This is a genomic window from Rhodococcus sp. BP-332, from assembly GCF_019836065.1.
Classification (GTDB): Bacteria; Actinomycetota; Actinomycetes; order Mycobacteriales; family Mycobacteriaceae; genus Rhodococcoides.
Genome location: NZ_JABUEC010000005.1, coordinates 215233 through 235527, shown reverse-complemented (window position 1 = coordinate 235527; position 20295 = coordinate 215233). Strand labels below are relative to the sequence as shown.

Annotated in this window: 19 protein-coding genes; 8 read left to right on the top strand and 11 right to left on the bottom strand. The window is 68.4% G+C overall.

The window, feature by feature from the left end:
• Positions 1 to 31: 31 nt before the first annotated feature.
• From purL to HQ314_RS19335, 4 genes are all read right to left on the bottom strand, one after another.
• Positions 32 to 2341, bottom strand: a complete 2310-nt coding sequence (gene purL / locus HQ314_RS19350) for a phosphoribosylformylglycinamidine synthase subunit PurL (RefSeq protein WP_051612987.1) — start codon at positions 2339 to 2341, stop codon at positions 32 to 34.
• 153 nt (positions 2342 to 2494) lie between these two features.
• Positions 2495 to 3037 carry a dihydrofolate reductase family protein gene (locus HQ314_RS19345; protein WP_222650960.1) on the bottom strand — a complete coding sequence of 181 codons (543 nt, stop codon included), beginning with the start codon at positions 3035 to 3037 and terminating at the stop codon, positions 2495 to 2497.
• A gap of 85 nt (positions 3038 to 3122) precedes the next feature.
• Positions 3123 to 3317 (bottom strand): hypothetical protein, encoded by a 195-nt coding sequence (locus HQ314_RS19340; protein ID WP_308119497.1) that lies wholly within the window; start codon positions 3315 to 3317, stop codon positions 3123 to 3125.
• Between the two features lie 231 nt (positions 3318 to 3548).
• Positions 3549 to 4823, bottom strand: coding sequence for a M18 family aminopeptidase (locus HQ314_RS19335; RefSeq protein WP_056447496.1), 1275 nt, complete (start codon positions 4821 to 4823; stop codon positions 3549 to 3551).
• Between the two features lie 691 nt (positions 4824 to 5514).
• Between HQ314_RS19335 and HQ314_RS19330 the strand changes: the two genes are divergently transcribed.
• Positions 5515 to 6777: an alpha-amylase family protein gene (locus HQ314_RS19330; RefSeq protein WP_222650958.1), complete on the top strand. Its 1263-nt coding sequence runs from the start codon at positions 5515 to 5517 to the stop codon at positions 6775 to 6777.
• On the opposite strand, the gene purQ is transcribed toward HQ314_RS19330, so the two are convergent.
• Both purQ and purS read right to left on the bottom strand, forming a co-directional pair.
• The gene (gene purQ / locus HQ314_RS19325) at positions 6767 to 7477 is read right to left on the bottom strand and encodes a phosphoribosylformylglycinamidine synthase subunit PurQ (protein ID WP_307095590.1); all 711 of its coding nucleotides are present in this window, start codon (positions 7475 to 7477) and stop codon (positions 6767 to 6769) included. The genes HQ314_RS19330 and purQ overlap by 11 nt on opposite strands.
• Positions 7474 to 7707: a phosphoribosylformylglycinamidine synthase subunit PurS gene (gene purS, locus HQ314_RS19320; protein ID WP_027504302.1), complete on the bottom strand. Its 234-nt coding sequence runs from the start codon at positions 7705 to 7707 to the stop codon at positions 7474 to 7476. The genes purQ and purS overlap by 4 nt, the downstream gene beginning before the upstream one ends.
• Positions 7708 to 7796: 89 nt before the next feature.
• Here purS and HQ314_RS19315 point away from each other — a divergent pair, with 89 nt between their 5' ends.
• Entirely contained in the window at positions 7797 to 8441 is a 645-nt protein-coding gene (locus tag HQ314_RS19315) for an MBL fold metallo-hydrolase (RefSeq protein ID WP_027504303.1), read from the top strand.
• 31 nt (positions 8442 to 8472) lie between these two features.
• Positions 8473 to 9207 carry an SIMPL domain-containing protein gene (locus tag HQ314_RS19310; RefSeq protein WP_222627889.1) on the top strand — a complete coding sequence of 245 codons (735 nt, stop codon included), beginning with the start codon at positions 8473 to 8475 and terminating at the stop codon, positions 9205 to 9207.
• Between the two features lie 19 nt (positions 9208 to 9226).
• Here HQ314_RS19310 and HQ314_RS19305 read toward each other — a convergent pair whose 3' ends face one another.
• Entirely contained in the window at positions 9227 to 10885 is a 1659-nt protein-coding gene (locus tag HQ314_RS19305; protein ID WP_222650957.1) for an FAD-binding dehydrogenase, read from the bottom strand.
• Positions 10886 to 10949: 64 nt separating this feature from the next.
• Between HQ314_RS19305 and HQ314_RS19300 the strand changes: the two genes are divergently transcribed.
• On the top strand, positions 10950 to 11597 hold the full coding sequence (locus HQ314_RS19300; protein ID WP_222650956.1) for a TetR/AcrR family transcriptional regulator: 648 nt from the start codon (positions 10950 to 10952) through the stop codon (positions 11595 to 11597).
• On the opposite strand, the gene HQ314_RS19295 is transcribed toward HQ314_RS19300, so the two are convergent.
• Positions 11582 to 12163, bottom strand: a complete 582-nt coding sequence (locus HQ314_RS19295; RefSeq protein ID WP_222627893.1) for a helix-turn-helix domain-containing protein — start codon at positions 12161 to 12163, stop codon at positions 11582 to 11584. The genes HQ314_RS19300 and HQ314_RS19295 overlap by 16 nt on opposite strands.
• A 65-nt stretch (positions 12164 to 12228) precedes the next feature.
• Between HQ314_RS19295 and HQ314_RS19290 the strand changes: the two genes are divergently transcribed.
• Together HQ314_RS19290 and HQ314_RS19285 are read left to right on the top strand one after the other, a co-directional pair.
• Positions 12229 to 13821, top strand: a complete 1593-nt coding sequence (locus HQ314_RS19290; protein ID WP_222650955.1) for a bifunctional NAD(P)/FAD-dependent oxidoreductase/class I SAM-dependent methyltransferase — start codon at positions 12229 to 12231, stop codon at positions 13819 to 13821.
• 9 nt (positions 13822 to 13830) lie between these two features.
• Positions 13831 to 15099, top strand: coding sequence for a VOC family protein (locus HQ314_RS19285; RefSeq protein ID WP_037184015.1), 1269 nt, complete (start codon positions 13831 to 13833; stop codon positions 15097 to 15099).
• Here the strand turns inward: HQ314_RS19285 and HQ314_RS19280 are convergent.
• From HQ314_RS19280 to HQ314_RS19270, 3 genes are all read right to left on the bottom strand, one after another.
• Positions 15079 to 15816, bottom strand: coding sequence for a DUF2334 domain-containing protein (locus tag HQ314_RS19280; protein ID WP_027504308.1), 738 nt, complete (start codon positions 15814 to 15816; stop codon positions 15079 to 15081). The genes HQ314_RS19285 and HQ314_RS19280 overlap by 21 nt on opposite strands.
• A gap of 61 nt (positions 15817 to 15877) precedes the next feature.
• Positions 15878 to 16378 (bottom strand): glutathione peroxidase, encoded by a 501-nt coding sequence (locus HQ314_RS19275; RefSeq protein WP_027504309.1) that lies wholly within the window; start codon positions 16376 to 16378, stop codon positions 15878 to 15880.
• 95 nt (positions 16379 to 16473) lie between these two features.
• Positions 16474 to 17859 carry a cation:dicarboxylate symporter family transporter gene (locus HQ314_RS19270; RefSeq protein ID WP_222627095.1) on the bottom strand — a complete coding sequence of 462 codons (1386 nt, stop codon included), beginning with the start codon at positions 17857 to 17859 and terminating at the stop codon, positions 16474 to 16476.
• Positions 17860 to 18016: 157 nt separating this feature from the next.
• Between HQ314_RS19270 and HQ314_RS19265 the strand changes: the two genes are divergently transcribed.
• Positions 18017 to 19570, top strand: coding sequence for a sensor histidine kinase (locus HQ314_RS19265; protein ID WP_027504311.1), 1554 nt, complete (start codon positions 18017 to 18019; stop codon positions 19568 to 19570).
• Positions 19563 to 20282 carry a response regulator gene (locus tag HQ314_RS19260; protein ID WP_222650953.1) on the top strand — a complete coding sequence of 240 codons (720 nt, stop codon included), beginning with the start codon at positions 19563 to 19565 and terminating at the stop codon, positions 20280 to 20282. Before HQ314_RS19265 ends, HQ314_RS19260 begins: the two co-directional genes overlap by 8 nt.
• Positions 20283 to 20295: the final 13 nt, after the last annotated feature.

Here is a 20295-nt window from a genome sequence, read left to right as displayed (position 1 = left end):
CCGGTGCCGGTGCCGGTGCCGGGAAGGTCGGTCAGCCGAAGAGCGCCGGGAGCGTCCCCTCGTACGCCTCGCGGAGTTCGGTCAACGGGACACTGAACAGTCCCTGGAACTCCACCTCGTCCGACCCTTCGTCGGCCACCCCGATACGCGTCCATGGCATCCCCCTCGCGCTGCACATCCCCGTGAACCTGGTCTCCTCGGTCCGAGGGACAGCAACGAGTACCCGCCCGGACGATTCCGAGAACAAGGTGACGAAAGGATCTGTTCCTTCGGGCGGCAGAATGCGGCACCCGGTCTCGCCGGCGAGCGCGACCTCGACGACGGTCTGCGCGAGCCCGCCCTCGGAGAGGTCGTGCGCCGCGGTGACCAGACCGTCGCGGCTCGACGCCGTGAGGATGTCGGCCAGCAACTGCTCGCGAGCCAGATCCACCTGCGGCGGAACACCACCGAGATGGTCGTGGACGACCTGGGCCCAGATCGAGCCGTCCAATTCGTCGTGCGTGTCACCCAACAGGATCAGGGTCTCGCCCGGCTCCAGGCCGATGCCCGTGGGGATGCGGCGGTGGACGTCGTCGAGGACACCCAGCACACCCACCACCGGGGTCGGCAGGATCGGCGTCGACCCGGTCTGGTTGTAGAAACTGACGTTTCCGCCGGTGACCGGAATGCCCAGTTGCACACAGCCGTCCGCCAGGCCGCGTACCGCCTGCTGGAACTGCCACATGACACCCGGATCCTCGGGCGACCCGAAGTTCAGGCAGTTGGTGACGGCCTTCGGCGTGGCGCCCGTCGTCGCGACGTTGCGGAACGCCTCGGCCAGCGCCAGCTGCGCACCGCGGTACGGATCCAGCGCGGTGTACCGGCCGGACGCATCGGTCGCGAGAGCGATTCCGCGGCCGGTCTTCTCGTCGATGCGCACCACACCGGCATCGGCGTGCTCGGCGAGCACGGTGTTGCCGCGGACGTACCGGTCGTACTGCTCGGTGATGAGCCGCCGACTGCAGAGCTGGGGGGAGGAGATCATCTGCAGCAGGGTCTCGCGCAGTTCCACACCTGTGGTCGGACGGGGCAGACCCTCGGTGGTGTTCGCCACGAGGGCATCCTGGCTCGCGGGCCGCTGCACGGGACGCTCGTAGACGGGACCGTCGTGGGCCACCGTCTTGGGCGGCACGTCGACGACGACGTCGCCGTGCCAGGTGATCTCGAGATGCTCACCGTCCGTGACCTCGCCGATGTCGGTCGCCAGCACGTCCCACTTGGCGCACACCGCCATGAAGGCGTCGACGTTCTCCGGTGCCACCACGGCGCACATGCGTTCCTGGGACTCGCTGGACAGCACCTCCGCCGGCGTCATCCCGGTCGCACGCAGCGGAACCCGATCCAGGGCGATGTGCATACCGCCGTCACCCGCCGAAGCGAGCTCGGAGGTAGCACAGGACAATCCGGCACCGCCGAGGTCCTGGATACCGACCACGAGCTTCTGCTGGTAGAGCTCGAGGCAGCACTCGATGAGCACCTTCTCGGTGAACGGGTCGCCCACCTGCACCGCGGGGAGCTTGCGTCGGCCCTGCTTCTCGTCGAACGTCTCGGACGCCAGCACCGACACGCCGCCGATCCCGTCGAGGCCCGTACGGGCACCGAACAGGATGATCTTGTTGCCCGAGCCCGACGCGAACGCCAGGTGCAGATCCTCGGTACGCATCACTCCGGCGCACAGCGCGTTGAGCAACGGGTTGCCGGCGTAGGACGCGTCGAACACCGTCTCGCCGCCCACGTTCGGGAGGCCGAGTGAGTTTCCGTAACCGCCGACGCCGCGCACGATGCCCTCGAGCACCCGGCGCGTGTCCGGAGCATCAGCCGCACCGAAACGCAACTGATCCATCACCGCGATCGGACGAGCACCCATGGCCATGATGTCGCGCACGATGCCGCCGACGCCGGTGGCCGCACCCTGGTACGGCTCGATGTACGACGGATGATTGTGGCTCTCCACCTTGAAGGTGACAGCCCACCCGTCGCCGACGTCGACCACGCCCGCGTTCTCACCGATTCCGGCGAGCATTCCCGACCGCATCTCGTCCGTCGTCGTCTCGCCGAAGTACTTGAGGTGCACCTTCGACGACTTGTACGAGCAGTGCTCGCTCCACATCACCGAGTACATCGCCAACTCGGCATCCGTCGGGCGGCGGCCGAGGATCTCCCGGATGCGGGCGTACTCGTCCTCCTTCAGACCCAACTCCGCCCACGGCTGAGCGACGTCGGGCGACCCGGCCGCAGCGGAGACGGTGTCGACCGGAGGGGTGGGGAGGGCGTCGACCTGAGGAGTGGACTCGACAGACACGGTGGATGGGGTCCTTCCCTCGGCAGAATGTCGAGGTCATTCTATGTGCAGGACCCGACACCGTCCGACCGGCCTCCGGCCTGCCCGTTCGTCGGCCCCGACCGGCCTCCGGCCTGCCCGCTCGTCAGCCCCGACCGGCCTCCGGCCTGCCCGCTAGTCCCCCTTGACGGCGTAGTCGACGACCACGTTGCCCTTGCTCGTGACGAGGGAGTTCGTCAGGACGAGACGAGTGAGCGGATCCCCCGGCTCGAACAGGTGCCGGCCCTTGCCCACGACGACGGGGTGCGTCATCAGGGTCAGGGTGTCGAGCACACCGGCCAGGAAGAGCTGGCGGACCAGAGAGACGCCGCCCACCAGCGCGATGTCGCCACCGTCGGTCTGCTTGAGTCGACGCACGAACTCCACCGGATCGCCGTCGATGAGCGTCGAGTTCTGCCATGCGAGATCTCCGGTGAGCGTGCGTGAGGCGACGAACTTCTCCACCGGATTGATGAAGCCGGCGAAGGGGTCGTCCGCCCCCGCGTTGCCGAAGTGATCCGACCACGACTCGTAGGCGACCCGACCCATGACGGCGGTGGTCGTCCTGCTCATGAACCCGCCCATGGACTGGCCGAGTTCGTCGTCGAAGCTGTCGAACTGCCACTGGTCGGGAGCCTCGACCACACCGTCCACCGAATGGAAGAGCCCTGCCGTCACCGCACGCATCGTGTACCGCCCTCGTGAAGAACCGGCGCCGATCGCCGATCACTGCGGGACAGACCCTGTCGGACGCGGGAACTCATCACTCGTCGTTCGCCGCGGACTCGATCCAGTCCGTCGCCGCGTCCGTCAGCTCGGACGAACCGTCGACGGACTCACCGGCCCACCACGACGGGTTGGTGAGACCGCCGTTCACACGCAGCACGTCGTCCCTCACGGTCGTCGGGAGCGGCTCACCGTTGTGCTCGACCAGCCAGTCCCGAGTCTCTGCCGTCACGGCCGGCCACCACCGCGCGATCTCCATCCCGCCAGTCTCCCCCGCCGGGCCCCGTACGGCAGCAGGATTCGTCGGCCGCGTCGACGGGGTTCCCGCACCCACCGCACGGCCCGCGCGCACCGCCCGGTGCAGCGCACACCCCGTAGCCTGCGCAGACAACCGCGCGCACCGCCCGGCGGCACCGCCGGCACGACGCAACGGGCACCCAGCGCAGCGCAGCCCGACCCAGCGCTACGCCCCCAGGAACGCAGCCAAGGCGTCGGCGTACATGTCGACGTCGTGTGCGCCCATCACCTCGCGCGCGGAGTGCATGGCGAGCTGCGCGGCACCCACGTCGACAGTGGACAGACCGGTGCGGGAGGCGGTGATGGGGCCGATGGTGGAGCCGCACGGCAGATCGGCTCGGTGGACGTAGCGCTGCAGCGGGACGTCGGCTCGCTCGCACGCCAAGGCGAAGGCCGCGGCACCGGCGGCGTCGGTGGCGTAGCGCAGATTCTGGTTGACCTTGAGCACCGGGCCACCGTTGACCTCGATGCGGTGCGCGGGCTCGTGCCGCGAGACGTAGTTGGGGTGGGTCGCGTGCGCCATGTCGCCCGAGGCGTGGATCGACCCGGCCATCGCGCGCAGGAACTCCTCGCGGCCGCCACCACGCGCGAGCACGATGCGCTCAAGGACGGTGTTCATCAGATCCGAGAACGCGCCACGGTCCGACATGCTGCCCACCTCCTCGTGATCGAAGAGTGCGAGCACGGGGATGCAGTCGTCGGCTTGCGCGGCCGCGACGACCAGCGCCTCGGTTCCGGCGTAGCAGGTGCCCTGGTTGTCCAGTCGCGGCGAACTGACGAGGTCGTCCGAGAGTCCCACCACTGCAGCAGGATTGAGGTCGTGGGTCATCAGTTCCCACCCGAGCACGTCGCCGGGATCCACCCCGACCTCGTCGGCGAGGAACCCGATGAACGAGTGGGGTGATCGCCCGACGCCCCAGATCGCGTTCACGTTGTTCTGCGGATCGAGGTGCACTCCCTTGCGATCCTCCGACAGGTGGATCGCCAGTTGGGGCACCCGCAGGATGGGACGGTCGACGCGCACGAGGACGTCGCGCACCGAGCCGCCGTCACGCACACCGAGACGGCCGGAGATGCCGAGATCGCGGTCGAGCCAGGAGTTGAGCCACGCGCCGCCGTACGGCTCCAGGGCGACCATCTGCCACCCGGCGACGTCGAGATCGGGGTTCTGCTTGACGCGGAGGTTCGGACTGTCGGTGTGTCCGCCCACGATGCGGAAGGCCGCATCGGGTGCACGTTCGGTGGACCAGGCGATGATCGAGCCGCCGCGGACGACGAGGTAGCGGCCTGGCTCGGAGGGCCACGCGTCGGTCTCGGCAACGGCGGTGAACCCGTGCGCCGCCAGTTCCGAGGCCACCGTCTCGACGACGTGGAACGGCGACGGGGACGCGTCGACGAAGGAACAGAGGCCGGCCGCAGTCGCGGAGGTGAGGGACGCCATGGTCACCGATCGTAGAGAGACGGGGTGCGGAGACAGCGATGCCGGGCCCACCACGAGGGTGGACCCGGCATCACGAGTCGAGTGGAGCTCAGCTGAAGAAGCTCAAGCCGTCGAGGAAGTCGCCCGAGCCGCCGAAGATCTTGGCGATCGCGCCGAGGGTCTCGATGATCTGAGTGAGGTCCATGGTGTTCTCCCTTTGTGAGGTTGGTGGGCTGTGTGCCCGCGGTGTTAAGTAATCCACACAAAAGAATGGCTCGCAACCCAGAAATTATCGCGATTCGGTGACAGGAACCGACTCACGAGCCGATCGTTGCATCATCTGCAACATTGACGTCCGGAACGACCATTGTCACCAGGATCGACGGAACGGCGCCACCCGTCCCGATCCGGACATACCAGTGGGGCACACTCGTCGGGAGTCCGCCCCACAGGTACCTCGGATCAGCTGAAGAAGGACAAGCCGTCGACGATGGATCCGAGTGCGCCGACGATGCCGGCGAGGTTCTGGAACAGGTCGGTCAGATCAGAGGACACGGGGGCTCCTTTGGCACGATGGTGACGAACGGTCGTCCGCCGACGTCAGTCACCCATAGTGACAGTCACTACACAACCGGAATCGAATTGTGCGATCCGACAAGCAGACCGTCGCTCGGCGAACCCTCGCCGAGACCGGGAAAAAGGGGGAAATACGATGCAGGACTGGGTCGATCACGTCATCTGGTGGCAGGTGTACCCCCTCGGGTTCGTCGGCGCCGAGGCCGAGGCAGTGGACCGCACCGAACACCGACTCGACCGGATCGAGGGCTGGTTCGACTACCTCCTCGAGCTCGGGTGCAACGGCCTCGCACTCGGCCCGGTGTTCGCGTCGGAGACCCACGGCTACGACACCGTCGACCATCTCCGCATCGATTCCCGTCTGGGAACCGACAGCGACATGGACGCGCTCATCGGTGCGGCACGCGCCAAGGGCATCCGAGTTCTGCTCGACGGCGTCTTCAACCACGTCGGCAGGAGCCACCCGCAGTTCGTTCGTGCGGAGCAGGACGGGCCCGACTCGGACGCGGGGCGGTGGTTCCGCTGGAAGGACGGTCGGCCGCGCACGTTCGAGGGCCACGATCTGCTGGTCGAGTTGAACCACGACGAGCCGGCGGTGCAGGAGCACGTCGCACAGGTCATGACGCACTGGCTCGACCGCGGTGTCGACGGATGGCGGCTCGATGCGGCGTACGCGGTCTCACCGGCCTTCTGGGCGGCGGTGCTCCCCCGTGTGCGAGAGGCACATCCCGACGCCTGGATCGTCGGCGAGATGATCCACGGGGACTACGCGTCGTACGTGCGGGAGTCCGGACTCGACTCGATCACGCAGTACGAGCTGTGGAAGGCGACGTGGAGCGCCCTGAAGGACGCGAACTTCTTCGAGTTCGCCCACGCGCTGGGGCGCCACGACGAGTTGCTGCCCACGTTCGTTCCGGCGACGTTCGTCGGCAACCACGACGTCACCCGGATCGCGTCCACCCTCGACGACGACGATGCCGACATCGCCGCCGCGCTGCTGTTCTTCGTGGCGGGAACGCCGACGGTGTACTACGGCGACGAGCAGGGATTCCGCGGGATCAAGGAGGAGCGGGTGGGTGGCGACGATGCCATCCGACCCGAGTTCCCGGCGACACCCGACGATCTGGCGCCGTACGGATGGCCGCACTACCGGCGCCACCAGGCCCTGATCGCGATGCGGCGACGGTTCGCGTGGCTGCACCGTGCGCACGCCGAGGTGTCCGGACTGGAGAACACCGCGGTCACCCTCACCGCGACGGACGGCACGACGACGCTGGTGCTGTCGGCGAACATCGGCGACGCACCCGTGCCTCGACCGGCCGGAGACATCGTGGCAGCAGCCGACGGAGTGGAGAACGACCTGCGGCCGCACTCCTGGGCGGTGACCGTCAGGCCGTGACGATCGCGTCCAGCGCAGAGTAGAAGATGCCGAGGCCGTCGTCGCTGGGGCCCGTGAGGGCCTCGGTGGCGTGCTCGGGGTGCGGCATGAGTCCCACGATGCGCCCGTCGGCGGACGAGATGCCCGCGATGGACCGCTGCGAACCGTTCGGGTTGTCACCCGAGTAGCGGAACACGACGCGTCCCTCGCCCTCGAGCTCGTCCAGGACCGCCTCGGACGCCTGGAAGCGACCCTCGCCGGACTTGAGCGGAACGAGGATCTCGGCGCCCGCCTCGTACCGCGAGGACCACGCCGAGGACGTGCTCTCGACCGTGAGCCACTGATCGCGACACGTGAAGTGGAGGTTGGCGTTCCGGGTGAGGGCGCCGGGCAGGAGTCCGGCCTCGCACAGCACCTGGAAGCCGTTGCAGATACCGAGGACGGGCATGCCGCCCTTCGCTGCGTCGATGACCGCATCCATGACGGGGGCGAAGCGCGCGATGGCGCCGGCGCGCAGGTAGTCGCCGTAGGAGAAACCGCCGGGGACGACGACGGCGTCGACGTTCTTCAGATCTGCGTCGCCGTGCCAGAGGCTGACGGCCTCACCACCTGCGAGCGTGACCGCGCGCGAGGCGTCGATGTCGTCCAGCGTGCCGGGGAAGGTGATCACACCGATCCGGGCGGGAAGGCCGGAGGCCGGTCGATCTTCGAGGCGAGTCACAGCCGGGTCACTTTCCATTCCTCGATGACGGTGTTGGCCAGAAAGGTCTCGGCGATCTGGTCGAGAGTCGCATCGTCGACGTCGTCGCCGACCTCGAGCTCGAATCGCTTGCCCTGACGGACGTCGGAGACACCGGCGAAACCGAGTCGCGGCAGCGCCCCGACGATGGCCTGTCCCTGGGGGTCGAGAATTTCCGCTTTGGGCATGACGTCGACAACCACACGGGCCACGTGAGAGCTCCTGAGCTAAGAGGGCAGATCCAGCAGGCACTTTACCCAGTCCCGAACCGCTCCACGAATCCGGCGCATACTGGGGAACCATGGAGCTGACTCACTTCGGACATTCGTGCATTCAGGTGTCGATGGCGGGATCGACGGTGCTGTTCGACCCCGGCGCCTTCTCTCACGGGTTCGAGGGCATCACCGGCCTCGACGCCATCCTGATCACGCACCAGCATGCGGACCACGTCGACACCGATCGGTTGCCGGCGCTCCTCGAAGCCAACCCCGACGCGGCGCTGTACGCGGACCCGCAGACGGCCGACCAGCTCGGGGATCGGTGGACCGCCGTGAACGCGGGAGACGTCTTCTCCATCGGGGGCGTGCAGGTGACGGGTGCGGGCGGCACGCACGCGACGATCCACCCGGACATCCCGCTGATCGACAACATCGCGTATCTCCTCGGCACGCCGGAACAGCCCGGGCAGCTGATGCATCCCGGCGACTCGCTGTTCGTTCCCGACGTGGAGATCGACGTGCTGGCACTTCCCGCAGCGGCCCCGTGGATGAAGATCGGCGAGGGCATCGACTTCCTCCGCGCCGTCTCTCCGCGACTGGCCGTTCCCATCCACCAGGCCATCGTCGCGCCGGACGCGCGCGGCATCTACTACGGCATGCTGTCGGGCCTCGCGGGCGAAGGGACGGAGTTCCGCGCCCTGGAGGAGGAGACGGGCACGTCGCTCTAGACATTCCCGGACCGTCGTGGACACTGACCCGATGACGTGGACCAGGAGTACCTCGAAGGTCATCGGATCTGCCGCCCTGCTGGCCGTCGTGGCGGCGACCGCGGCATGCGGGACCGGGGAGTCCGGTGCGTCGGCCACCGACACACCGCCGGGGATCTCCGTGTCCGGGGTCGGCGAGATCCAGGGCACCCCGGACACTCTCACCGCTCAGATCGGTGTCGAGACGACGGCGGACGACGTGACGACGGCGATCGACGAGGCGAACACCGCGGTGACTGCGGTGACCGAGGCGATCGCCGCTGCCGGAGTTGACCGCGCGGACATCCAGACCCGCCAGGTGTCCATCGACCCGCAGTATGCCGACGGGTTCGGGGGCGGAACCTCCACGATCTCCGGCTACCGGGCGTCGAACATCCTCGGTGTGACCGTGCGCGACCTGTCGCGAGCGTCGGCGGTGCTGGGCGACGCCACCCGCGCAGGTGGGAACGCGACCCGAGTGTCCGGCGTGTCCTTCCGCATCGACGACGATTCCGACCTCATCGCCGACGCTCGGTCACGGGCATTCGCGGACGCTCGCGACCGAGCCGAGCAGTACGCGTCCCTGGCCGGAAGCGATCTAGGCAAAGTCCTGTCGATCACCGAGAACATCACCGGCCAGGAGTCGGCGCCCAGCTTCGACAGAAGCTCCGCCTCGTCCGCGGTGCCGATCGAGCCGGGGCAGCAGACCGTCAGCGTCTCGGTGAACGTGCAGTGGGCGCTGGGATGACTCCCCGGCTGCAGTACACCTAGCGCCGCAGGGCGCGTCCCGCGGCACGTCCGGAGAAGATACACCCCCCGAGGAATGTGCCTTCGAGCGAGCGGTACCCGTGCACACCGCCGCCACCGAAGCCGGCGACCTCGCCGGCCGCGTAGAGCCCCGGGAACGGCGTGCCGTCGACTCGAAGCACCCGGGAGTTCAGGTCGGTCTGCAACCCGCCCAGCGACTTTCGCGTCAGAAGGTGCAACTTGACGGCGATCAGCGGACCCGCTGCGGCACGCCCGGTCTCGTCGAGCAGCTTGTGCGGTGTGGCGATGCGCGCCAGGCGATCGCCTCGGTAGTTGCGCGCCGCGTGGATCGCCGAGACCGAGAGGTCCTTGCTGAAGTCGTTGTCCATCTCACGATCTCGCGCGACGACCAACTTCTCCACGTCGGCGGCGTCGAGCGTGACGTCACCGATCTTGTTCATACCGGCGACCAGTTCGGCCACCGTGTCGGCGACGACGAAGTCGACGCCCTTCTGCTTGAAGGCCTCGACGGGGCCGGGTGCGCCGGGACGGACTCGCTCGAGAAGCTTGCGCAGATCGCGGCCGGTGAGATCCGGATTCTGCTCCTGACCGGAGAGTCCGAACTCCTTCTCGATGATCTTCTGATCGAGGAGGAACCACGTGTAGTCGTGTCCCGTCGACACGATGTGTTCGAGAGTGCCGAGCGTGTCGAAGCCGGGGAACAGCGGCGCCGGTAGCTGCTCACCCGACGCGTCGAGCCACAGCGACGACGGACCCGGCAGGATGCGGATGCCGTGGTTCGGCCACACGGAGTCCCAGTTGGTGATGCCCTCCGTGTAGTGCCACATGCGGTCCTCGTTGATGATGTTCCCGCCCGCGGCACGCGAGATCTCCAGCATCCGACCGTCGACGTGCGCCGGCACGCCCGAGAGCATGTGAGAAGGGGTGCGGCCCATGCGCTTCGGCCAGTTCTTCTGCACCAGATCCCAGTTGCCGCCGATGCCGCCGGAGGTCACCAGCACCGCGCCGGCCCGGATCTCGAAGTCCCCCACCACGGTGCGGGACGACGTCACGCCGCGGGCGACGTGGGTCGGCTCCAGGACGGCGCCGCGTACACCGGTCGCGACACCGTCAGTCACCACCACTTCGTCGACCCGGTGCCGGAAGGCGGGGATCACGCTGCCGCGGTCGATACCGTCCCGCACGATGCGTTCGAAGATCTCCACCAGTCCCGGCCCGGTACCCCAGGTGAGATGGAATCGCGGCACGGAGTTGCCGTGGCCGGTGGGGCCGTAGCCGCCGCGTTCGGCCCACCCGACGACCGGGAAGATCTTCCAGCCGCGCTCGCGCAACCAGGAGCGCTTCTCCCCCGCCGCGAAGGCGACGTAGGCCTCGGCCCACTGGCGAGGCCACTCGTCCTCGGGACGGTCGAAGCCGGCTGATCCCATCCAGTCCTGCAGGGCGAGTTCGTAGGAGTCCTTGACGCCGAGACGACGCTGCTCCGGGCTGTCCACGAGGAACAGCCCGCCGAACGACCAGAACGCCTGGCCGCCGAGGTTCGCCTCGTTCTCCTGATCGAGCAGGATCACGCGCTTGCCCGCCTCGACCAGTTCCGCTGTCGCGACCAGTCCTGCGAGACCCGCACCGACCACGACGACATCGCACTCTCGTATCCCCATGACCTCACCGTATACGGCGAACCACGTTTTCGATACCGCCGGTATCGAGCGGTACTCTTCCCGAGTGAGCACCCCCGACCCGAACATCACCGAGCCGACCACGCGCCCCCCTCGCAGCGAGGTTCGCGAGCGGATCATCGCGTCCGCGATGACGGAGTTCGGCCGACGCGGGTACGCCGACGCCACGCTCGACGCCATCGCCGAGCAGGCCGGGTTCACCAAGGGCGCGGTCTACTCGAATTTCGGTTCCAAGGAGGGGCTGTTCTACGAACTGATGGACCGGCAGGTGCTCGGCCGGGCCCGGATGTCGGTCGACCTGCTCGCCGAACTCCCGTCCGACCTGCGGGATGCCCAGCGTGTGCTCAGCACCCGGCTGACGGAAGCGATCTCGAACAACCGCGACTGGCACCTGCTGTTCATGGACTACTGGTCGAGAGCCCTGCGCGACCCGGAGGTGGGCGCCCGGTTCGCCGAGCACCGGGCGCAACTTCGTGCGGCGGTCACCGACGCCGTCGTCAGCGTCACCGAAAGCGCCGGCGCGACGCTGCACGTTCCCGCCGAGTGGGTCACGTTCGTCATCCTGGCACTCAGCAACGGACTCGCCGTCGAGGAACTCGCTCAGCCGGGAACGGTGCCTCCGGAACTCATGGGTGAGGTCGTCGGACGCCTCCTGCACATTCCGGAGCACGAGGGCCCTCAGCGCCCCGAGTAGGTCGCCTTCACGTGCATCCGCTCGCCCTGCGGACCGAAGATTCCCAGGTACTCGACGGGCCGGCGGTCGGCGCTGCCGAACCAGTGCGGAAGGTGAGTGTCGAATTCGGCCACCTCACCCGGACCCAGCACCAGGTCCTTGTCGCCCAGGATGAGTCGTAGCTTCCCGTTCAGCACGTAGATCCAGTGATAACCCTCGTGAGACCCCAACCGCGGGTTCTCCTCGTAGCGATCTCCGGGGACGATCTGCTTGAACGCCTGCAACCCGCCCGCCCGGCGCGTCAGCGGGACGACGGTGACGCCGTTCGTCGTGACCGGCGTGAACTGCACCCGCGGATCTCCGGTCTCGGGGGCGTCGACGATGTCGTCCAAGGGAACGTCGTACACCTTGGCCAACGGCAGCAACAGCTCGAGGCTGGGCTTGCGTTGCCCCGATTCGAGCCGGGAGAGCGTGCTCACCGGGATGCCCGTGCGTTCGGACACTGCGGCCAGGGTCACGTCCGCCGCGACGCGGAGAGCGCGCAGGCGCGGACCGATCGCACTGATCACACCGTCGAAGTCGTCCATACCTCATATTGCAGTTTCGGCAAATAAGTTTGTCAAATCCGCAGACTCGGGCGCACAGTGTCCGCATGACCTCACACCACCACGTCGACGCCGACGTCATCGTCCTCGGCGGCGGATCCGCCGGACTGTCCGCCGCACTCATGCTCGGCCGCGCCCGCCGTCGAGTCCTGGTTCTGGACAACGGAACTCCTCGCAACGCCCCTGCCTCGCACATGCACGGCGTGCTGGGTCGGGACCACACCTCGCCGCTCGACTACCTGAAGAACGGCCGAGCCGACCTCGAGCGATACGACGTCACGATGGTCGACGCCACGGTCACCGCACTCGGCGGTCACGTCGGGCACTTCACAGCGACCACTGCGGGCAGTCCGGAGGACGGTCGGAACGCACACGACGGACGCACCTTCTCGGCGCGGCGCATCGTGGTGACGACCGGTCTCACCGATCTGCTCCCGCCCGTCGACGGTCTGGCGGAACGCTGGGGCCGGGACGTCGTGCAGTGCCCCTACTGCGACGGGTGGGAGATCCAGGATCACCGCATCGGCGTCCTGAGCACCGGGCCGTTCAGCATCCATCACGCCTCGATGTGGCGGCAGTGGAGTGAGAATCTGATCTTCTTCACCGACGGCGGACCACTGGCGGACGAGGATCGTGAGAAGTTCACCGCGCGCGGCATCGAGATCGTCGAGCACAAGGTCACCGCGGTGCTCGCCGGCGAGGATCGTCTTCGTGCGGTCGGGCTGGCAGACGGGACCGAGGTCGCGGTCGACGCTCTCGCCGTGGGACTGCGCTTCACCGCTCGCAGTGAACTTCTCGGATCGCTCGGCCTCACCACCGTGCCGCACGCGACCGGACTCGGCGACGTCGTCGAGGTCGATTCCTTCGGTGCCACCACCGTGGCGGGAGTGTGGGCGGCGGGCAACGTCACCGACCCGTCGGCCACGGTCATCGCCTCCACCGCGCAGGGAGCCCTCGCCGGCGCTCACGTCAACGCGAACCTCGTCTCCGAGGAGTTCGACCAGGCGGTCCAGGCAGGGCGCCCCCGTCCGGCGTTGGACGGGCACTTCTGGGACGAGTTGTACCGGGAGTCGGACAAGCGGTGGAGCGGCAATCCCAACCCGACACTGGTCCAGTACGCGGAGCACCTCTCCCCCGGGCGCGCCGTCGACGTCGGATCGGGTGAGGGCGCCGACGCCGTGTGGCTGGCGGAACGCGGCTGGACCGTCACCGGCGTCGACATCTCCGAGGTGGCCGTGGAGCGGGCACGCGGACTGCACGACGGTGTGACGTGGCTGGCAAGGGACCTGCTGATCGACCCGCTGCCGCCGCACTCCACGGATCTGCTGACGCTGCACTACTTCGGCATCCTGCGGTCCGGGCCGGCGGACGGGGTCGCGCGCCTCGTCGACACCGTCGCTCCCGGCGGGACGCTGCTCATGGTCGGCCACACCCCGTCGCCCGGACACCGCTGGGCAGGGTTCGATCCGTCGGACTTCCACAGCCCCCACTCCGTCGCCGAGTCCCTCGACCCCGCCGAGTGGACCGTCACGGTCGACGAGACGCGTCCACGACTGGTGGAGGCAGCACCCGGAACCCCCCACGTCTCCGACGACATCCTGGTGGCCGTCCGGGTGCCGGAACGGGTCGGACAGCGATAGCGTCGTCGCATGATCCCGGCGTCCGATCTCCGCGCTCGTTTCGCAGTCGCCCTCTCGGCGATGTACGGCCGTGAGGTCCCGGCGTACACGACGCTGGTGGAGGTGGCGACCGCGGTGAACGCGGACGTGGTGGCCCGTGAGGGTGCCGAGGCCGAGCGCCTCGGCACCCTCCACCGCGTCACGGCGGAACGGCACGGAGCCGTCCGGGTGGGGACCGTCGCCGAGTTGCGCGACGTGGCACGACTGTTCGGGGGATTCGGCATGCACCCCGTCGGCTTCTACGATCTGCGTGACGCCGCCACCCCGATACCGGTGGTGTCCACGGCGTTCCGGCCCGTGGACTCGATCGAGTTGGCCCGCAACCCGTTCCGGGTGTTCTGCTCCATGCTCGTCGTCGACGACCGCAGATTCTTCACCGCCGATCTGGAGCGGCGACTCACGAACGTACTCGAGGCGCGCACGCTCGTCCCGCCCGACCTGGTGCGCCTCGCGGTCCGAGCCGCCGAGGACGGCGGGTTACCGGAACCGGAGGCCACCACGCTCGTCGACGGTGCCGTCGCCGTCTTCGAACTCGGCACGGAGCCGGTCGATCGCGCCTGGTACGACGAGCTCGAAGCCGTGTCGTCGGTGGCCGCGGACATCGGCGGGGTGCCGTCGACGCACATCAACCACCTGACGCCGCGGGTGCTCGACATCGACGACCTGTACCGCCGCATGGCCGAGCGCGGTATCGAGATGATCGACAGGATCCAGGGACCCCCTCGGTGGGCCGGACCGCCGGTGCTGTTGCGACAGACGTCGTTCCGCGCTCTCGCCGAACCTCGACTCTTTCGCGACGCGTCCGGTGCCACGTTCTCCGATCGGCTCCGCGTGCGCTTCGGTGAGGTGGAGGCACGGGGCGTCGCCCTCACCCGCCGCGGCCGGGAGGTGTACGACACCGCGATGGCGCGGGTGGACGGCCTCTCCGACGAGGCCGCTGCCCGGGAGTGGGCGCAGCACTTCCCCGGCACCGATCAGGAGATGGCGGAGCGCGGACTGGCCTACTACCTTCGCACGCCGGACGGGCTCGAACCCGTTGTCTACGAGGACTTCCTGCCCGCGTCTGCCGCGGGCATCTTCCGGTCGAACCTCACCTCGGACGGCGCCGTGGACACCGATGCCGAGGGAACGAGCTGGTCGGCGGAGTCCCTGTCCGAGGCCCTCGGGATGCCGATCGCGGATCCCTACGACCTGTACGACGCGCAGGTCGCGGCCGGGTCAGGCGACAGCGGTGCGTGAGCGCGGAACCCACTCGTAGCGGGCCGACGTCGCACCGTGGAAGCGCGCCAGGTCCACCGCGTCGAGCATGGCGGCACGGGGGCCCGGACGGCCGAGCTGCTTGGCGCTCACCGACAGTCGCACCACGCCGCCGCGGCGAGCCGTACGGCCGGCACCCATGACGAGCGCGCGGCACCACCACGGTTCCGTGGACCCGGGCTCCCAGACGTAGCCACCGGATCCGGTGCCGAAGCCCTCACCGATACCGTGGACCCGACCGCGCACCGTGGTTCCCCGCTCGAGGTCCTGGATGCCGGCGAGCCCGGCGAAGACGCGGAACCCGACCGTGGGAAGGGCGGACACCGCACCCGGTGAGGCGACCCAGCGGGGCGGTGCGAACACGCGGGTGCGCATGCCGATCTCCTCCATGACCCGGTCCGCGGCGCGTAACCGCAGCTGCGCCTCGTGAGCGGGGAGGGTCGCGAACTCGGCGCGACGCCGCTTGGTGGCCGCCTGGTCGTATCCGTGCAGGACCAGTGCGTCTCCGTGATCGCGGCGCATGCGCAGCCAGTCCTGCGTCTCGGTGTCGCGCGTGAGGCGGTACTTGTCCTTCAACCGCGGGGCCACGAGAAGCGACAACTCGATGTCGCGGCGATCCATCTCCGCGGCGAACTCGGCGGCGGCGTCGCGGGTCTCGTCGCGGATACCGGACACGGACACGATCAGACGTGCACTCATGAAGAAACCGTCGCACACCGAGGTGTACGACGGTCTCGTCCCGCGTGAACGCAGGGCGACGTCAGAGAGTCGGAACGGGCAGCACCTTGTCGATCGCCGCGAGAACCTCGGGGGCGTCCGGTTCGGTGCGGGGGCGGAATCGGCCCACGACCTCGCCGTCCGGCGAGACGAGGAACTTCTCGAAGTTCCACTGCACGTCTCCCGCGTTCCCCTCGGAGTCCGCGGTCTGCGTCAGGATCTCGTAGAGCGGGTGCCTGTTCTCGCCGTTGACGTCGACCTTCTCCATCAGCGGGAAGGTGACGTCGTACGTCGTGGAGCAGAACGTCTCGATCTCCTCGGCCGAGCCGGGCTCCTGGCCACCGAACTGGTTGCAGGGAACGCCCACGACCGAGAGTCCGCGGTCCGCGTACTCGCGGGCCAGCTTCTCGAGCGTCGTGTACTGCGGGGTCAGGCCACACTTCGAGGCGACGTTGACCACGAGCACCGCGCGGCCGCTGTACTCCTCGAGCGAGGTGGGAGCGCCGCCGAGAGTGCTGATGCCGACGTTCTGCAGTTCTGTCATGGGCTCACAGTACCGGCCGGTAACCCGTGAGCACGAGAGCGGGCGCACCCTCCCTGTGTGGAGGATGCGCCCGCTCTCGGTCGGTGCGCGCGGTGCTAGTTCTTCACGAGGTCGGGCTTGGCTTCCGGATCGCGGGCCTCTCCGTGTCCGTCGTCCACCATCGTGGTCTCGTCGAACGGGAGCTTGCCACCGAGGACGTCCTTGACGCGCTCGTTGTCGATGGTCTTCGTCCAGGTGCCGACCAGCATCGTGGCGACGGCGTTGCCCGAGAAGTTGGTGACGGCGCGAGCCTCGGACATGAACCGGTCGATGCCGACGATGAGGCCGATGCCGTCGAGCAGCTCGGGGCGGTGGCTCTGCAGACCACCGGCGAGCGTGGCGAGTCCGGCGCCGGAGACGCCGGCCGCGCCCTTGCTGGCGATGATCATGAAGACGAGCAGCGAGATCTGCTCGCCGAGTCCGAGCGGGTTGCCCATGGCGTCGGCGATGAAGATCGAGGCCATCGTCAGGTAGATCGCGGTGCCGTCGAGGTTGAAGGAGTAGCCGGTGGGGACGACGACGCCGACCGTGGTGCGCTGCACTCCGACGTGCTCCATCTTGGCGATGAGGCGCGGCAGGGCCGACTCGGAGGACGAGGTGGCGACGATGAGCAGGTACTCACGGGCCAGGTACTTGACCAGCTTGAAGATCGAGACGCCGGAGACGAAGCGCAGGATCGTGCCGAGGATGCCGAAGACGAAGATGGTGCAGGTCAGGTAGAAGGCCAGCATGAGGGTGGCCAGCTGGACCACGGCCTCGAAGCCGGTGTCACCGACGACCTTGGCGATGGCGCCGAAGGCACCGATCGGGGCGAGCCACAGGATGCCGGCCAGGATGCGGAAGACGAGCTTCTGGATCGAGCCGATGCCGCGGAGGATGCCCTCACCCTGCTTGCCCATGGCCTGCAGGCCGAAGCCGACGAGCAGCGCGACGAAGAGGGTCTGCAGCACGCTGCCCTCGGTGAGCGACGACAGCAGCGACGTCGGGATGATTCCCTGGATGAAGTCGAGCGTGCCGCCGGCACCTTCCGCGGTCTCGACGAGCTTGCCGACAGCGCCGGAGTTCGGCTCGATGTTCAGGCCGGTTCCCGGCTGGATCAGGTTGCCGACCACCATGCCGATGGCGAGGGCGAAGGTGGACATCGTGATGAAGTAACCGAGGGCGAGGCCGCCGACCTTGCCGACGCTGGCCGCGGCCTTGACCGACCCGATGCCGAGCACGATGGTGCAGAAGATGACCGGGCTGATCATCATCTTGATCAGATCGACGAACATGGTGCCCAGCACGCCGAGGCTCGACCCGACCTCGGGTGCGACGAGACCGACGATGACACCGCCGATCACGGCGATGATCACGGCGATGTAGAGCCAGTGGGTCTTGTCCCGCTTCTTCTTGGGCGGCGGGGTCGCGTCGTACGGTTCGGCGTCGATGCTGGCGGTCATGGTTGTCCTTACGATCGTGGCGTGAGGTGGATCACGCTTGTCTGAATGGAATGGTGGTCCATGAGCGTGACCCGAGTCACCAATGAGTTCATTTCGTTCATGTGTACAGCGGTCACGCGCATGTCGTGAGCAGAACAGTCGAACCCGGAGGAACCCCGTGAGCAGCACGAACACCCGGCGTCGCCGCAGCGTGGCGCGGCAGCTCCTCGTCGGCCAGCTCGCGGTCGTGGTGCTTCTCGTGACGCTCGGCGGCGCTCTCGCCCTCGTCGACGCCCGCCGGGACAGCGACGAGAGCATCCGCCGGGAGGTCGTCGACATCGCCGTCTCGATCGCGACTGCCCCGTCCACGGTGACCGCACTCGCGAGTGCGGATCCCACAGCCGCGCTGCAACCGGTGACCGAGCGCGTGCGCATCGCGACGGGGATGGACTTCATCGTCGTCATGTCGCCCGACCGCACGCGTTTCACCCACACCACCACCGAGCTGATCGGCGGGCAGTTCACGGGCACGATCGACCGGGCGCTCGCCGGCGAGACGTTCACCGAGACGTACCGCGGATCTCTGGGACCGTCGATCCGCGCCGTCACGCCCGTGCTCGACGACGGCCGCGTCGTGGGGCTCGTCTCCGCCGGGGTCACCCGCCAGAAGATCTCCAGTCAGTTCGTCGCCGGGCTCCCGGCAGTCCTCGGCATCATCGCGGCGGCACTCGGCGTGGCCCTCGCGGCGTCGTATCTACTCAATCGGCGGCTCAGTCGTCAGACCCTCGGGCTCGCGCCCGACGAGCTGCGCAGCATGTACGAGCACCACGACGCCGTCCTGCACTCCATCGGCGAGGGGCTGGTGGTGTGGGGCGACGACTCGGAGGCGGAGCTGGTCAACGACGAGGCGCGGCGGCTGCTGGACCTGCCCGAGGGTCCCGTGACGCGCGAGCGCCTTCCGGAATCGCTGCGCGGACTGGGCGACACCGCCGTTCGCGACGAGATGCACCTGACGACGACGCGTGTCCTCGTGGTGACCCAGGACCCCGTCCTGCACGGGTCCCGCCGGCTCGGCACGGTGACCGTGCTGCGCGATCACACCGAATTGCAGCGTGTCATGGGCGAACTCGACTCGATGACGTCCTTCGCCGAGTCGCTGCGCTCGCAAGCGCACGAGTCGGCGAACCGTCTCCACACCGTCATCACGATGGTCGAACTCGGCCGCACCGAGCAGGCGGTCGAGTTCGCCACCCAGGAACTCGAGCTGTCGCAGAACCTCATCGACCGGCTCATGAGCACGGTGCAGGAACCCGCGGTCGCAGCACTGTTGCTGGGCAAGGTGAGCCAGGCCGCCGAGCAGGGCGTCGAGCTCACGGTCACCGAGGACACCGCCCTCACCGACACCGAGTCCTTCGACCGACGTGAATTGGTCACTCTCGCCGGAAATTTGATAGACAATGCGATCGATGCAGCGAAACAGTCGGACGAGCCGTGGGTGGAGGTGACCGTGCGCGAGAGCGAGACGGACCTCGTGATCCAGGTGGCGGACAGTGGACCGGGAATGGACGCGGACGCCCTGGCGAGAGCACGGACCCGCGGATACTCCACCAAGTCCGGCTCGCGGGGCCTCGGTCTCGCGCTGGTCACCCAGGTGGTCGAACGCCATCACGGGACCCTGACGTCGGAGACGACCTACGGATCGGTCGTCACCGCGAGCATCCCGCATGAGTGAGGCACCCGGTCCCGACGACACCACCATCCGCGTGCTGATCGTCGAGGACGAACCCCTGATCGCGGAGGCCCATTCGAGCTACGTCGGTCGTGTCCCCGGCTTCACCGTGGGTGCGATGGTGCACACCGGGTCGGGCGCCATGCGCGCGGCGTCCAAGGCCATCGCCGACGGGTCGCCGTTCGATCTGGTCCTGCTCGACATCGGGCTGCCGGACGCCAACGGCATCGACGTCGCCGCCGCACTCGGTGGACTGCGCCCCGGACCCGACGTCATCGCCATCACCTCCGAGCGCGACCTCGCCGTCGTGCGCAACGCCGTCGCGCACGGGGTGGTGCTGTACCTGCTCAAGCCCTTCACCTTCGCGGCGTTCCGGGACAAGCTGGAACGGTACGGCGAGTTTCGCAGTGCCCTGCGCGACGGCGAGTCGGCGGTGAGTCAACGCGACATCGACCGCGCCATGGCCTCTCTGCGCACCGCGGACGAGCGCGCCGCCTCCCCCAAGGGCATCGCTCCGGCGACACTCACCGAGATCTCGAACAGCGTGCGGGCACAGCCCGAGGGACTCGGGGCCTCCGAGGCAGCCAAGGCCGTCGGCGTCTCCCGGGTGACGGCGTGGCGCTATCTCGAACGGCTCGCCGACGACGGGCTCGTCGAGCGGCACACCGAGTACGGCAGGGCCGGACGGCCCCAGGTGCGGTACCGCTGGCGGTGACCGCCTGACGACG